Source organism: Duganella caerulea (assembly GCF_040362985.1).
GTDB lineage: Bacteria > Pseudomonadota > Gammaproteobacteria > Burkholderiales > Burkholderiaceae_D > Rugamonas > Rugamonas vulcania.
In genome coordinates this window covers 251,348-265,634 of the sequence record NZ_BPWJ01000009.1, presented here as the reverse complement: position 1 = coordinate 265,634, position 14,287 = coordinate 251,348, and the positions used below count along the sequence as shown (strand labels likewise).

At 67.0% G+C, this 14,287-nt stretch carries 12 protein-coding genes; 2 read left to right on the top strand and 10 right to left on the bottom strand.

Annotation, left to right across the window (positions count from 1 at the left end):
- The 4 genes from ACUJB0_RS25345 to ACUJB0_RS25330 form a co-directional block, all read right to left on the bottom strand.
- Complete coding sequence (locus ACUJB0_RS25345) at positions 1 to 1,419, bottom strand: efflux transporter outer membrane subunit (protein WP_444847648.1); 1,419 nt, start codon at positions 1,417 to 1,419, stop codon at positions 1 to 3.
- Positions 1,416 to 4,514, bottom strand: coding sequence for an efflux RND transporter permease subunit (locus ACUJB0_RS25340; RefSeq protein WP_444847647.1), 3,099 nt, complete (start codon positions 4,512 to 4,514; stop codon positions 1,416 to 1,418). The genes ACUJB0_RS25345 and ACUJB0_RS25340 overlap by 4 nt, the downstream gene beginning before the upstream one ends.
- Positions 4,511 to 5,608, bottom strand: coding sequence for an efflux RND transporter periplasmic adaptor subunit (locus ACUJB0_RS25335; protein ID WP_444847646.1), 1,098 nt, complete (start codon positions 5,606 to 5,608; stop codon positions 4,511 to 4,513). Before ACUJB0_RS25335 ends, ACUJB0_RS25340 begins: the two co-directional genes overlap by 4 nt.
- A 65-nt stretch (positions 5,609 to 5,673) precedes the next feature.
- Positions 5,674 to 6,276 carry a TetR/AcrR family transcriptional regulator gene (locus ACUJB0_RS25330; protein WP_444847645.1) on the bottom strand — a complete coding sequence of 201 codons (603 nt, stop codon included), beginning with the start codon at positions 6,274 to 6,276 and terminating at the stop codon, positions 5,674 to 5,676.
- 88 nt (positions 6,277 to 6,364) lie between these two features.
- Here ACUJB0_RS25330 and ACUJB0_RS25325 point away from each other — a divergent pair, with 88 nt between their 5' ends.
- Positions 6,365 to 7,174 carry an oxidoreductase gene (locus ACUJB0_RS25325; protein ID WP_444847644.1) on the top strand — a complete coding sequence of 270 codons (810 nt, stop codon included), beginning with the start codon at positions 6,365 to 6,367 and terminating at the stop codon, positions 7,172 to 7,174.
- A gap of 139 nt (positions 7,175 to 7,313) precedes the next feature.
- Positions 7,314 to 7,685, top strand: coding sequence for a hypothetical protein (locus ACUJB0_RS25320; protein WP_444847643.1), 372 nt, complete (start codon positions 7,314 to 7,316; stop codon positions 7,683 to 7,685).
- Between the two features lie 15 nt (positions 7,686 to 7,700).
- On the opposite strand, the gene ACUJB0_RS25315 is transcribed toward ACUJB0_RS25320, so the two are convergent.
- The 6 genes from ACUJB0_RS25315 to ACUJB0_RS25290 all read right to left on the bottom strand — a co-directional run bounded on the left by ACUJB0_RS25315 (position 7,701) and on the right by ACUJB0_RS25290 (position 14,265).
- Positions 7,701 to 8,198: a TPM domain-containing protein gene (locus tag ACUJB0_RS25315; protein WP_444847642.1), complete on the bottom strand. Its 498-nt coding sequence runs from the start codon at positions 8,196 to 8,198 to the stop codon at positions 7,701 to 7,703.
- Between the two features lie 2 nt (positions 8,199 to 8,200).
- Positions 8,201 to 9,064 (bottom strand): TPM domain-containing protein, encoded by an 864-nt coding sequence (locus ACUJB0_RS25310; protein ID WP_444847641.1) that lies wholly within the window; start codon positions 9,062 to 9,064, stop codon positions 8,201 to 8,203.
- A 1-nt stretch (position 9,065) separates the two neighbouring features.
- A complete protein-coding gene (locus ACUJB0_RS25305) occupies positions 9,066 to 9,680 on the bottom strand; it encodes a LemA family protein (protein WP_444847640.1) in 615 nt (204 codons plus the stop codon).
- A 28-nt stretch (positions 9,681 to 9,708) separates the two neighbouring features.
- Complete coding sequence (locus ACUJB0_RS25300; protein WP_506737537.1) at positions 9,709 to 11,838, bottom strand: copper-transporting P-type ATPase; 2,130 nt, start codon at positions 11,836 to 11,838, stop codon at positions 9,709 to 9,711.
- 99 nt (positions 11,839 to 11,937) lie between these two features.
- Entirely contained in the window at positions 11,938 to 12,936 is a 999-nt protein-coding gene (locus ACUJB0_RS25295; RefSeq protein WP_444847639.1) for a porin, read from the bottom strand.
- A gap of 30 nt (positions 12,937 to 12,966) precedes the next feature.
- Positions 12,967 to 14,265, bottom strand: coding sequence for an MFS transporter (locus ACUJB0_RS25290; protein WP_444847638.1), 1,299 nt, complete (start codon positions 14,263 to 14,265; stop codon positions 12,967 to 12,969).
- Positions 14,266 to 14,287: the final 22 nt, after the last annotated feature.

The following is a 14,287-nucleotide window of genomic DNA, read 5'->3' as shown; positions in this document are numbered from 1 at the left end:
CTAGCCTTGCGGCGCGCTCCAGCCACCACCCAGCGATTTGTACAAGGCGATGCGGTTCTGCAGCTCGGCCAGGCCGGCGCGGATGGACTGCTGCTGCGCCGCGAACAAGGCGCGCTGCGCGTCCAGGTATTCGAGGTAGCTGGCCTCGCCGCTGTCGTAACGCAGCCTGGCCAGGTCGTGCCTCGCCTGCTCGGCCTGCTCCTGCGCTCTCACCGCCTGCAGTTCGTCGCCCAGCGTGGCGTGGCCGGCCAGCGCATCGGCCACCTCGCGGAACGCGACCTGCACCGTCTTTTCATACTGCGCCACCGCGATGTCGCGATCCGCCACGGCCGCGCCGAGATTGGCGCGGTTGCGGCCGCCGTCGAAGATCGGCAGCGTGACCTGGGGCAGGAAGTTCCAGGCGCGGCTGCCGGAATCGAACAGCCCGCTCAGCGCGTCGCTGGACGAACCGAACGCGCCGGTCAGGCTGATGCGCGGGAAGAACGCGGCCCGCGCCACGCCGATGTTGGCGTTGGCGGCGCGCAGCAGCGATTCCTGCTGGCGGATGTCGGGCCGCGCCGTCAGCAAGTCCGACGGCAGCCCGGCCGGCAAGGCCGCGATGGCCTCGCCGTCCCAGCGCTTGTCCGGGCCGGGCAGCAACGCCGCCGGCACCGGCCGGCCGATCAGCACCACCAGCGCGTTCTCATCCAGCGCGCGCTGGCGCTGCGCCTGCAGCACCGCGATTTTTGCGGCCTCCAGCAGCGACTCGGACTGCCGCAAGTCGTAATCCGAGTTGGCGCCCGAGGCGCGCAGCAGCGTCTGGCGTTGGTGCGAGGCGCTGCGGCTGTCCAGCGTCTGGCGGGCCAGCGCCAGCAGCTGCTCGTCGGCCAGCACCGCCTCGTAGCTGTAGGCCACTTGCGCCACCAGGCTGATCTGCGCGGCGCGCTGCCCTTCCTCGGTCGCGGCGAAACGCTCCAGTGCTGCACCCGACAGGTTGCGCACGCGGCCGAACAGGTCCAGCTCGAAGGCGGTCACGCCCAGGCCCGCCGTGTAGCTGGTGGTCAGCCCTCCCTTGCCGCCAGGCGCCACCAGGTCCGGCACCCGTTGGCGCGCGCCGCTCAGGCCGGCGTTCACGCTCGGCAGGCGGTCGGCGGATTGCACTTGATACAGGGCGCGGGCGCGCTCGATGTTCAGCGTCGCCACGCGCAGGTCGCGATTATGTTCCAGCGCCATGCCGATCAGCTGCTTCAACTGCTCATCCCTGAAGAACGACTGCCACGGCACGCTGCGTGCCGATGGGCCCTCCGCGTGTTGCGGCGCGACCGCGGCAGGCCACTCGCCGGCCACCGGCAGCGCCGGGCGTTCGTAGGTCGGCGCCAGCGAGCAACCCGCCAGCAGCACGACCAGCAAGCCGCTCAATTGTTTGACGACGGTGTTCATGCTGCCTCCCTGGTTTCCATATCGTTCGATTCAACCGCCGCGGCGGCATGCTTACTGACCTTGAACCACAGCGAATACAGCGCCGGCAGGAACAGCAGCGTCAGCACCGTGCCGACACCGACACCGCCGATCAGCACATACGCCAGCGGCCCCCAGAAGCTGGAATGGGTCAGCGGGATGAAGGCCAGCATCGCGGCGGCCGCCGTCAGGATCACCGGCCGCGCGCGGCGCACCGTCGATTCGATCACCGCCTGGTACGGCGTCAGTCCGGCGGCCAGGTCGTGCTGGATCTGGTCCACCAGGATCAGCGTGTTGCGCATCAAAATGCCCGCCAGCCCGATCAGGCCGAGGATGGCGTTGAAACCGAACGGTTGATGGAACACCAGCAGCGTCGGCACCGCGCCCACCAGGCCCAGCGGCGCGGTGGCGAACACCATCCACATCGTCGCGAACGAACGCACCTGCACCATGATCACCGCCAGCATCAGGATAATCATCAGCGGGAACAGCTTGGCCAGCGCCATGTCGGCCTTGGCGCTCTCCTCCACCGCGCCGCCGGTGTCGATGTGGTAGCCGGGCGGCAGGCTGGCCTTGAGCTGCTCCAGCTTGGGCAGGATGGCCTTGGTCACGTCCGGCGGCTGCGTGCCGTCGCGGATGTCGCCCTGCACGGCGATATAGCTTTCGCGGTCATAGCGCTTGAGGACGGAATCTTCCATGCGCGTCTCCAGCCGCGCCACTTGCGACAAGGGCACGCTGGCGCCGCTGTCGTTGGTCAGCGTCAGGTTGCGGATGTCGGCCAGGTTGTTGCGCTCGGCATTCGGACTGCGGATCAGCACATCCACGGTGCGCACGCCTTCGCGCACCTGGGTCGCGGGGATGCCGTTCAACAGCGCCTGCAACTGGTTGGCCGCGTCGCGCGGCGACAGGCCAACCTGGCGCAACCGTTCCTGGTCCAGCGCCAGATGCAGCGATGGCGTGCGGTTGCCCCAGTCAAGGTGGACGTCGCGCATGTCAGGGTTCTGCGCCATGATGGCACGCACCTGCCCTGCCAGCTCGCGCACGCGGTCCAGGTCGGGACCGGCCACGCGGAACAGCACCGGATACGGCACCGGCGGCCCGAACAGGAACTGGCTGACGCGCACCCGCGCCTGCGGGAAACGGCCCTCGGCGATCATCGTGCGGATTTTCTGCTTCAGGATGTCGCGCTCCTGCGGGCCGGCGGTCAGCACGATCAGCTGCGCGAAGGCCGGGTTGGGCAACTCGGGATTCACCGACAGGAAGAAACGCGGCGTGCCCTGGCCGACATAGCTCGACACCAGCTTGGCTTCCGGCTCCTTGCGCAGCGCGTCCTCGATCTGGCGCACGGCCGCGTCGGTGGCGGCGAAGGCGCTGCCCGGCGGCAGGTTCACTTCCAGCGTCAGTTCGGGACGTTCGGAGTTCGGGAAGAACTGCTTCTGCACCGCGCCCATGCCCACGCCCGCCAATGCGAACAAGGTGACGGTGACGGCGGCGGTCAGCCATTTGTGGTCCACGCACCAGCGCACCAGCTGGCGCAGGCGCTGGTAGTTCGGCGTGTTGTAGATGGCGTCGTGGCCGCCGGCCTTGACCGGTATGTCCGGCAGCATCTTCACGCCCATGTAGGGAATGAACAGCACCGCCACCACCCACGAGGTGATCAGCGCGAAGGCCACCACCCAGAAGATGTTGCCCGCGTATTCGCCGGCGGTGGAGCGCGCGAAACCGACCGGCAGGAAGCCGATGATGGTCAACAGCGTGCCCGACAACATGGGCGCGGCCGTCGCGGTCCACGCATGGGTGGCGGCGGCGACCCGGCTCAAGCCCTCCTCCATTTTCACCACCATCATTTCGATGGCGATGATGGCGTCGTCCACCAGCAGGCCCAGCGACAGGATCAGCGCGCCGAGCGTGATGCGGTCGAACACGCGGCCAGTCACCAGCATGATGACGAACACGGCGGCCAGCGTCAGCGGCACGGCGGCGGCCACCACCAGGCCCACGCGCCAGCCCAGCGTGACCAGGCTGACGACGATCACCACCGCCAGCGCCACCACGAACTTGATCATGAATTCGTTGACGGCGGCCTTGATGGCGAGCGACTGGTCGGAGATCTGCGCCAGCTCGATGCCGGTCGGCAGTTCGCCTTGCAGCGCCTGATGTGCGGCGCCGAGGTCGTGGCCCAGCTGCAGGCCGTTGTAGCCACGCTTCATCACCACGCCCAGCACCAGCGATGCCTCGCCCTGGGTGCGGATGGCGAAGCTGGCCGGGTCTTCGTAGCCACGTCGCACGTCGGCGATATCGCCCAGCTTGAGCGTGCGGCCGGCGCCGGCGATGGGGATGGCTTTGACGCTGTCCACGCTGTCGATGGCGCCGTCCAGGCGCAGCTGCACACGCGGCCCGCGCGTCTCGACGAAGCCGGCCGAGGTGACGGTGTTCTGGCTGCCCAGCGCGTCGATCACCGCCTGCGCCTTGATGCCCAGCGTGGCCAGGCGTTCATGCGAAATCTCGACAAAAATCCGTTGCTGCTGCTCGCCCAGGATGTTCACCTTCTGCACGCCCGGCACGTGCAGCAGGCGCTGGCGGACGTCCTCCGCCTTCAACACCAGCTGGCGGTGCGGCAGCTTCTTGCCGCTCAGGGAGAACAGCGAGAAATACACGTCCGAGAATTCGTCGTTGACGAAGGGGCCAAGCACGCCACGCGGCAGGTTGATCGCCTCGTCGCCCAGCTTCTTGCGCACCTGGTAGAACTGGTCCTCGACCGTCTTGGCCGAGGTGTCGTCCTTCAGGTAGACCTTCATGGTCACCAGTCCCGGCCGCGCGCTGGTTTCGACGCGGTCGTAGGCTTCCAGTTCCTGCAGACGCTTTTCGAGGCGGTCGGCGACCTGCTCCTGCATTTCGGTTGCGGTCGCGCCCGGCCAGCTGACGGCCACGGTCAGGACCTTGACCACGAAGCTGGGATCTTCCGCCCGGCCAAGACGGAAGAAGGCGAACAGGCCGGCGGCGCTGATGGCGATGATCAGGAACAGCGTGATGGCGCGTTCGCGCACACCGAAGGCGGACAGGTTGAAGCCGCTCATGATCCGCTCCCGGTCTTGGTCTCAGCCAGCAGGCGGACCTTCTGGCCGGCCTTCAGCAGATGGCCGCCCACCGCCACGGCCCGTTCGCCGGCGGCCAAGCCCTGCGACAAGCTGGCCTGCTCTTCGCCCAGCTGCGCCACCGTCACCGGACGCAGGCTGACGGTGGAGGTCTTGTTGTCGATCACCCAGACGGCGGGACCGTTGCCCTGGTCGGTCAAGGCGCTGACCGGCACGCTGATCGCGGCCGAGGTCGCCGTGGCGATGCGGATCGTCACCGTGGCGCCCAGCGGCGCCTGGGCTGCGCTGCCGCTCAGCGTGTAGCGCGCCAGGTAGGTGCGGGTCTGCGGATCGGCGACGGCCGCCAGCTCGCGCAAGGTGGCAGGCGCGGTGCTGCCCGGTTCGCTGTACAAGGAAGCGATGGCCGGACGCTTGGCCAGCGCCAGCTCCTGCTCGGGCAGGAAGACCTGCGCCTCGCGCACGCCCTGGCGCGCCAGCTTGACGACGCTCTGGCCGGCCGACACCACCTGTCCCACATCGGCTGGCACCTCCAGCACCACGCCATCCATGTCGGCCAGCAGCACAGCGTAGTCGCGCTGGTGCTCGGTCTCGCGCGCCCTTGCCGATTCGGCGCGGGTCTGGGCGATGGCGGCATCGGCGGCGGCCTTGGCCTGTTCGTAGGCCTGGGCCGAAGTGGCGCCGTGGGCCAGCAGATTGCGCAGGCGCGCCTCCTCCGCCACCGCCTGCACCTGGCGCGCCTGCGCCGCGTCGACCGACGAGCGGGCGGCGGCCAGCGCCAGGTCGTAATCGACCGCGTCGATGCGCATCAGGGGCTGGCCCTTGCGGACGGTCTGGCCCGGGTCCACCAGGCGTTCGACGATTTTGCCGGCCACGCGGAAACCGAGGTTGCTTTCGGTCCGCGCATGCACGACGCCGGTGAAGGTAGCTACGCCGGACGAGGCCGGCTGGGCGGTGAACCAGGCGACCCTGGCCACCGTGTCCTGCGGCGGCGCCGGTTGGCTGCACGCGGCCAGGCCGAGCATCAGTGTGGCGGCAACGGCGGTGCGCCGGGGGAAAGTGGGAAATATCGTTTTCATCATGGCCTCATAATTTAGAGTTCTAACAAACGCTAAAAATAGATTACACACACAATCTATAAAACTCAAGCCATTTTTGCGTTATTGGCCGCCCGCAGCATCAGCCGGATGGTCTGCCTGGCGTTGCGCAGGACACTGGCGGCCGGCGCCGGACCGGCCGCCAGCCTGGCCAGCATCACAGCGCCGACCATGGTGGAGACGATGGCGTCGGCCAGCCGTGCCGGCTCGGCATAGCCCGCCTGGTCGGCGAGCCCGGCAAAGAACTGCACCAGCCGCTGGTAGCCTTCCATCGCGGCGTCCCTGACCTGCTGGTCCGCACGGCCTAGCTCGCTTCCCAGGCTGGGCAGCGGGCACAGGCTCTCGCAGCCTTGCTGCTCCGACTGGGAAAGGTACAGGTCCACCGCGATGTCCAGCGCTTCCGCCGCCGGCTTGCCGTGGATCGCCTCGCTGAAGACGCCGCGCAACCGGTCGTGGGCGGCGTGGCTGGCCTCGACGATCAAGTGCTCCTTGGAGCGGAAATGGCGGTAGAAGCCGCCCTGCGTCAGCCCGGCGGTGGCCATGATGCTGGCGATGCCGGTCTCGGCCAGTCCATGTTCCAGGAACATCCTGGTCGCGGCCGCCACGATGCGCTTGCGCGTGTCGATCGTTGCGCTTTTTGACTTTTTCATACTGCCACTCCTGCCTTGCCAAATTTAGAGTTTTAGTATAATCTATTTTTAGCGTTTAAATGAACTCTATAAATTCAGGAGAAGTAAAATGTCCGATCCATTGGTAGTGGTTGTCACCGGCGTTTCGTCGGGTATCGGCCGGGCGGCGGCGCAGCAATTCGCCGCGCGCGGTTGCGAGGTATACGGCACGGTGCGCAGCACTGCGGGCATGGCGCCCATCCCCGGCGTGACGCTGGTTGAAATGGATGTGCGCGACGGCGAATCCGTGACGCAGGCGATGCGCTCGATCATCGTGCGGGCGCAGCGCATCGATGTGCTGGTCAATAATGCCGGCGTCTCCCTGGTGGGCGCCGTGGAAGAGACCTCGGTGGCCGAGGCGCAGTCGCTGTTCGAGGTGAACGTCTTCGGCCTGCTGCGCACCACCCAGGCTGTGCTGCCGCAGATGCGCAAGCAAGGCGCGGGCAGGATCATCAACCTGAGCTCGGTGCTGGGCTTCCTGCCGGCGCCCTACATGGGCTGGTACGCCGCCTCCAAGCACGCGGTCGAGGGCATGTCCGAAAGCCTGGACCACGAGGCCCGCCAGTTCGGCGTGCGCGTGGTGCTGGTCGAACCGTCCTACACCAAGACCAGCCTGGACACCAACGCTCCCAAGGCGGCCGGCAAGATCGCCGCCTACGACGCCGAGCGCGAGACGGCCACGCGCGCGGTCACGCGGCACGCCGCCAACGCCCCCGCCCCGGAGAGCGTCGCACGGACCATCGTCGAGGCCGCGTTCGGCCCGTGGAAGATGCGCCGCACGCCCAAGGGCCAGGCATCGCTGCTGAGCAAGCTGCGCCGCTTCCTGCCCGCCGGGCCGGTGGACTCGGCGCTCCGGAAAAACCTGAGCCTGAACGCCTGAACCTGGACGTCACAGCGATAGCCAGCGCATCGTGCAATCGCGGTATTTGTGGTGTTTGATTTGGATCAATCAAATTCAACGGCCATCTCCGTAGTATGGATCGGCACCATTCGGCTGCCGACCTACTCTGGAGAACGACATGAAAAGCAAAACTATCGCATTTGCGCTCACCCTGATCATCAGCCCGATGCTGGCTGCGGCACAGGCCCAGCCGAATCACGACGCGCACCATCCCGCCGCCTTCGCGCCTGCCACAAAGATCGATGCGCAAATGAAGCACATGCAGGAAATGCATGAAAAGATGATGAACGCTAAAACGCCGGAAGAGCGCAAGGCCTTGATGGGCGAGCACATGAAGACGATGAAAGACGCGATGTCGATGATGAACGGCCCGGCCGGCAGCATGGGCTGCGGCGGCGCCAACGCCACCCAGCAACAGATGGGCATGATGAAGATGATGATGCAGATGATGATGGACCGGATGGAGGCCACACCGGATACGGCGAAGTAAGCCGATCCGTCCGCTTCACAGCAAGGTTACGTCGTTGGGCAATTCGTCCGGATTGGCCGCTTTCGCGGGCAGGCAGGCGACCAATTCGCGCGAGACGGCGGCAATGCCGCCAAGCGCTCCCGCCTCGAATCGGCCGGCCGCGAATTCGGTTTGCATGGCTTGCGCGATGGCCTCCCATGTGGCGCCGCCGACGCGCGCGTGGATGCCACGGTCCGCGACGATTTCGATGGCGTGGTCGGCCAGCAGAACGTAGATGAGTACGCCGCTGTTGTGCTCCGTGTCCCAAACCCGCAGTTCGGAAAACAGTTCGATCGCGCGTTCACGCGGCGTGACATCGCGCCACAGCTGAGCCGGATGCAAGGCCGCCTCGATGGCAAACCGGATTTCTCCCAGATGCGCAGTCTCGGACTCGGCGATGGCAGCCTTGATCGCGGCCAGGCCCTGGGCCGTGAAATAGTGCCCGGCCGTTCGCCGGCTGGTCAGCAGGTGTCGTATCGTGCGTGCGAGGTCCATCGTTACCACCTTCCCGACGCGCCACCGCCGCCAAATCCACCGCCGCCCCCGCCCCACCCGCCACCACCTCCTCCTCCCCAGCCGCCGCGACCGTGACCGCCGCCGAGGTACATGCCGGCCAGGCGCGAGCCGCCGGCAAGCGTGAACACGAAGCCGAGCATACCGGCGATCAATCCGATCACCGCCGCGCCCGCGAGCAGCCAGGCGGCAAGCCCGATGATGCCGCCGGCGGCCACCGCGCCGGGCACACGGCCGAGCACTGCCCGCAGGATCCCGCCAAGCACCAGCGCGGCGATCAGCGCGACCGGCAGCAATTGCCGCAACGCCGGGAGTTCATCGGACGGGCGCTCCCAATTAGCTGCTGGCAGTGCCTCGCCGTCGATCACCTTCATGATGCTGGCGGCGCCGGCGGCTATCCCGCCGTTAAAATCGTTTTGCCTGAAGCGCGGCACGATGATATCGTCAATGATGCGCTTGGCCGTGGCATCGTTGAGCGCGCCCTCCAGCCCATACCCGACCTCGATGCGCAAGGCGCGATCGTCCTTGGCCACCACCAGGATGGCGCCGTCGTCGATCTTCTTGCGCCCGATCTTCCATTGTTCGGCCACCCGTATCGCGTATTCCTCGATCGACTCGGGCTTGGTGGTCGGTACGATCAGCACGGCGACCTGGCTCCCCTTGCGCTGCTCGAAGGCGCGCAGATCGGCCTCCAGGCTGCTGCGCTGGTCGGCGCTCAGCGTGGCCGTGAGGTCGGTGACCGGCGAGTTTAACGGCGGTACTTTCACCAACGCGTCCTGGGCGTATGTCAGGCCGCCCAGCACGTACAGGACCGCCGCAAACATCCATGGAAGCCTGAAGAAGCTCATCTCACTTGCCCGGTGCCGGCTTCTGCGGGGCGTCGAAGGAGACGGTAGGCGCCGTGCTGACCGCTTTCTCGTTCTCCACCGTGAAGTTGGGCTTGAGCTCAAAGCCGAACATCTTGGCCGTCAGATTGCTGGGGAACGAACGCACCGTCACGTTGTAGTTCTGCACCGACTCGATGTAGCGCTTGCGCGCCACCGTGATGCGGTTCTCGGTGCCCTCGAGCTGCGCCTGCAGATCACGGAAACCAGCGTCGGCCTTCAGCTGCGGATAGTTTTCGCTCACCGCCAGCAGACGCGACAACGCGCCCGTCAACGCGCCCTGGGCCTGCTGGAACTTGGCGAACGCGGCAGGATCGGCCAGCACCCCGGGCGTCACCTGGATCGAGCTCGCCTGCGCCCGGGCCTGGGTGACTTCGGTCAGCACGGTCTGTTCGTGGGCGGCATAGCCCTTGACCGTATTGACCAGGTTGGGCACCAGGTCGGCGCGCCGCTGGTACTGGTTCACCACTTCAGACCAGCTCGCCTTGACCTGTTCGTCGCTTGCCTGCAGGGTGTTGTAGCCGCAGCCGCTGAGCGAGAGCGTCAGCGTTGCCAGCAGAAGAATGAGAAGTTTTCGCACATTGGCTCCAGAAGATGATGTGGACAAGTCACCGCAGCCGCAAGGCGTTGCTGATGACGGAGGCCGAACTCAGGCTCATCGCCAGCGCCGCGATCATCGGCGACAGCAGCCAGCCCGTGAGCGGATACAGCACGCCGGCCGCCACCGGAATGCCCAGGGCGTTGTACACCAGCGCGAACAGCAGGTTCTGCTTCATGTTGCGCACCGTCGCCACCGAGATCAGCCGCGCCGCCGCGATCCCGCGCAGGTCGCCCTTGACCAGAGTCAGCTGGGCGCTGTTCATCGCCACGTCGGTGCCGGTTCCCATGGCGATGCCGACATCGGCCCTGGCCAGGGCCGGGGCGTCGTTGATGCCGTCGCCCGCCATCGCCACCACGCGCCCCTCGCGCTGCAGCCGTTCGACCAGCTCGAGCTTGTCGGCCGGCTTGACCTCGCCGTGGACCTCGTCGATGCCGAGGCGCTGGCCGACCGACCTGGCCGTCGTCATGCCGTCGCCGGTGGCCATGACGACACGCAGGCCGGCCGCCTTCAATGTGGCGAGCGCCTCGGTGGTGCTGGCCTTGATCGGATCGGACACTGCCAACAGCCCGGCCAGCTTGCCGTCGACGGCCAGGTACATCACGCTTGCGCCCTGGGCACGCAGCGCCTCGGCCGCTGCCCGCAGCACATCGACGCCCACGCCGGTCTCGCCCATCAGGGCCGAGTTACCCAGCGCCAGCGACCGTCCCTCCACGCTGCCGCGCACGCCGATGCCGGTCGCGGACTCGAAGCTGTCCGGCTTGCCCAGCGCCAGCTGGCGCCCGCGCGCGGCGCGCACAATGGCGTCGGCCAGCGGATGCTCGCTTCCCTGGTCGAGGCTGGCGGCAAGGCGCAGCACCTCGTCCTCGTCGAAACCCGGCGCGGCGACAGCACGCTCGAAGGCGGGCTTGCCTTCGGTGAGCGTGCCGGTCTTGTCGATGATGAGGGTGTCGACCAGGCGTAATTTTTCGATCGCCGCGGCATCCCGGAACAGCACGCCGCCGGTTGCCGCCCTGCCGGTGGCGACCATGATCGACATCGGCGTGGCCAGGCCCAGCGCGCACGGGCAGGCGATGATCAGCACCGCCACCGCGTTGATCAGACCGTAGACCCAGCGCGGCTCGGGACCGAACAGGCCCCAGGCAAGGAAAGTCACCAGCGCGATCGCTACCACGCCGCTGACGAAGTAACCGGCAACCTGGTCGGCCATGCGCTGCATCGGCGCCTTGGAACGCTGCGCCCTGGCCACCATCTGGACGATCTGGGACAGCACGGTATTGGCGCCGATCTTCTCGGAGCGCATGGTCAGCGCGCCGGCCGTGTTGAGGGTGGCGCCGATCACCTTGTCGCCCGGGCGCTTGGTCACGGGCAGCGGTTCGCCGGTCAGCATCGACTCGTCCACCGCGCTGCTGCCGTCCGTCACCACGCCATCCACCGGCACCTTTTCGCCGGGACGGACGCGCAGCACGTCGCCGACATGGACGTGCGCCAGCGGAACATCCTGCTCGCTGCCGTCGGCGTTGATGCGGCGCGCGGTCTTCGGCGCCAGCCCGAGCAGCGACTTGATCGCGGCCGAGGTCTGCGAACGTGCCTTCAGTTCCAGCATCTGCCCGAGAAGGGTCAGCGATATGATGACGGCCGCCGCCTCGTAGTACACGCCGACGCGCCCCATCGACACGAACGACGCCGGAAACAGCTGCGGCGCGACGGTCGCGGCGACGCTGTAGACGAACGCGGCGCCGGTGCCGAGGCCGATCAGGGTCCACATATTGGGACTGCGATGCACGATGGACTGGGCCGCGCGCACCACGAACGGCCAGCCGGCCCAGAGCACGACGGGGATGGACAGGCCGAACTCCACCCAGGTCTGCGTGCGCATCTCGAACACGCCCAGGCGGTGCCCGAACATGGCCAGCACGGTCACGACCACCGTCAGCGGCAGGGTCCACCAGAAGCGGCGGCTGAAGTCCCGCAGTTCCGGGTTCTCGTCCGCGTCCAGCTCGGGGATGACAGGCTCCAGGGTCATGCCGCACTTGGGGCAGTTTCCCGGGTGATCCTGGCGTATCTCCGGATGCATCGGGCAGGTGTAGATGGTGCCCGCCGCTGCCGTGGACGCTGCCTGTAATGTCGCAACTAACATGATAATTGGGGTCGAGTTGTAGAGGCAGGATCACTGTAGTCCATCGCCTCCCCCAATATCCTTGATCTACATCAAACCGCGCCGGAGTATGTTTCGTGATCAGAACGTGTGCCGCAGCCCCAGGTCCAGCGCCCTGGAGCCGGTCCCCTTGTCGGTGGCGTTGCCGACCTTGAAGCTGGCGCCGTTGCGGTTGGCGATGGTCGCGTACGAGGCGTACAGGTCGGTGCGCCTGGACAGCGCCCGCAGGTAGGCGATGCCCCATTGCCGCGCATCCTTGTTGGGCTTGGTGCGATCGTCGTGGCGGACGGTGGAGAACAGCACCTTGTGGACGCCGAAGGGCACGGTGACGCCGGCGGTCAGGTCACGGCTGTCCTCCAGCCCCGGGCCGCGGTTGACGGCGCCCGCCGCGTGCACCATCACCGCGCCCAAGTCATAGCTGGCCGCCAGGATGGTGTTGTTGACGTGGTCGGTGGCCGTGGGGTTATTGATCTGGTGAAAAGCAAGTTGCGCCTTGAGCGGCCCGCCAGCGTAGGCCAACGCGCCGCCCAGCATGCGGTTGCGTGCATTGTCGCCGGCGGTCTCGCCCGCGCCATAGGCCAGGTCCGCGCTGAAGCCAGCCAGCTCCGGCGAGATCACCTCGACCATGTTGTCGGTGCGGGTATTGGTGGCCATCAGATTGCCGGCGCGCCCGGCCAGGCTGACCGCGCCGAAGGGATCGCCGACATCGCGCAGCGCCTTGTAGTACGGCGAATACTGCCGGCCCAGCGTCACGGCGCCGAACCGGCCACTCAGGCCGACAAAAGCCTGGCGTCCGAACAGCAGCCCGCCCTGCCCGGCGATGCCGGTGTCGGCGTTGAAGCCGTTCTCCAGCACGAAGTTGGACTTCATGCCGCCGCCCAGATCCTCCACGCCCTTGAACCCCAGGCGCGAGCCGGAGGCCAGGCCGCTGTTCACGTTCGTCACCTTGCCGGTGGGCGTGCCGCTCTCGCGCACCAGGCCGACATCGACTATCCCATACACGGCCACATTGCTCTGCGCGGCCGCGCCTGCGGCCCAAAGCGCCGCAGGCAGCGCCAGCATCTTTAATGATTTTTTCATTTGTTGTTCTCTCATCTGATTGGGAAATGTCTAGTGCGCAGGCGCCGGCACGGCCTGCCGCATATCGTGGCGCCGGTACAGCATCCAGGTCGCGAACAGGCTGCACGCTGCCGCCGCCGTCATCCACAGTCCCGGCGCGCCCTTGTCGCCGCTGGCTTCGATCAGCGCGGTGGCGATGGCCGGAGTGAAGCCGCCGAACAGCGCCGTGGCCAGGCTGTAGGCCAGCGAGAAGCCCGCCGTGCGCACTTCCACCGGCATCACTTCGGTCAGCGCCACCACCATCGCGCCGTTGTAGCTCGCGTACAGGAAGGACAACCACAACTCCACCGCCAACATCCGGCCGAAACTCGGATCGGCCACCAGCCAGCGCATGGCCGGATAGGCGGTGACGATGGTCAGCAGGGCAAAGGTCAGCAACAGCGGGCGCCGGCCCACGCGGTCGGACAGGGAGCCCATCAGCGGCAGCCAGATGAAGTTGGACAGGCCCACGCACAGCGTCACGATCAGGCTGTCGCCGGTGCTCAGCTTGAGCACGGTCTTGCCGAAGGTCGGCGTGTAGACGGTGATCAGGTAGAACGAGACCGTGGTCAGCGCCACCAGCATCATGCCGGACAACACCAGGCCCCAGTTGTCCAGCATCGAGCGCAGGATGGCGCGCAAGGTCGGACGATGGGTGCGGCGCTGGAACTCCTCGGTCTCCTGCAGCGAACGGCGGATCGCGAACAACACCGGCACGATCATGCAGCCGATGAAGAAGGGAATGCGCCAGCCCCACGCGCCCATTTGCGCCGGCGTGAAGCACAGGTTCAGGCCGTAGCCCAGCGCGGCCGCCGCGATGATCGCGACCTGCTGGCTGGCCGACTGCCAGCTGACATAGAAACCCTTGCGGCCCGGCGTGGCCATCTCCGACAGATATACCGACACGCCACCAAGCTCGGCGCCGGCCGAGAAGCCCTGCAGCAAGCGGCCGATCAGCACCAGCGCGGGCGCCAGCGCGCCGATGCTGGCGTAGCCTGGCACGCAGGCGATCAGCACCGTGCCCAGCGCCATCAGGCCCAGCGTGACGATCAGGCCCTGGCGGCGCCCGGCCCGGTCGACGTAGGCGCCGAGGATGATGGCGCCCAGCGGGCGCATCAGGAAGCCGGCGCCAAAGGTCATCAGCGTCATCATCAATGACGCGACCTCGTTATCGGAAGGGAAAAACGCCTTGGCGATGGCCGTCGCGTAAAACCCGAACAGGAAGAAATCGAACATTTCCATGAAATTGCCGCTGGTAACGCGCAACACCATGCCGACGCGCGATTGCGTCTTGGTTGAAGTGGCAGTCATTGTGGTCTCGCTTTGCCGCGCA

Coding starts and splice junctions, on each gene's coding strand:
- ACUJB0_RS25345 (WP_444847648.1), bottom strand. CDS start 1,419: ATGAACACCGTCGTCAAACAATTGAGCGGCTTGCTGGTCGTGCTGCTG.
- ACUJB0_RS25340 (WP_444847647.1), bottom strand. CDS start 4,514: ATGAGCGGCTTCAACCTGTCCGCCTTCGGTGTGCGCGAACGCGCCATC.
- ACUJB0_RS25335 (WP_444847646.1), bottom strand. CDS start 5,608: ATGAAAACGATATTTCCCACTTTCCCCCGGCGCACCGCCGTTGCCGCC.
- ACUJB0_RS25330 (WP_444847645.1), bottom strand. CDS start 6,276: ATGAAAAAGTCAAAAAGCGCAACGATCGACACGCGCAAGCGCATCGTG.
- ACUJB0_RS25325 (WP_444847644.1), top strand. CDS start 6,365: ATGTCCGATCCATTGGTAGTGGTTGTCACCGGCGTTTCGTCGGGTATC.
- ACUJB0_RS25320 (WP_444847643.1), top strand. CDS start 7,314: ATGAAAAGCAAAACTATCGCATTTGCGCTCACCCTGATCATCAGCCCG.
- ACUJB0_RS25315 (WP_444847642.1), bottom strand. CDS start 8,198: ATGGACCTCGCACGCACGATACGACACCTGCTGACCAGCCGGCGAACG.
- ACUJB0_RS25310 (WP_444847641.1), bottom strand. CDS start 9,064: ATGAGCTTCTTCAGGCTTCCATGGATGTTTGCGGCGGTCCTGTACGTG.
- ACUJB0_RS25300 (WP_506737537.1), bottom strand. CDS start 11,838: ATGTTAGTTGCGACATTACAGGCAGCGTCCACGGCAGCGGCGGGCACC.
- ACUJB0_RS25295 (WP_444847639.1), bottom strand. CDS start 12,936: ATGAAAAAATCATTAAAGATGCTGGCGCTGCCTGCGGCGCTTTGGGCC.
- ACUJB0_RS25290 (WP_444847638.1), bottom strand. CDS start 14,265: ATGACTGCCACTTCAACCAAGACGCAATCGCGCGTCGGCATGGTGTTG.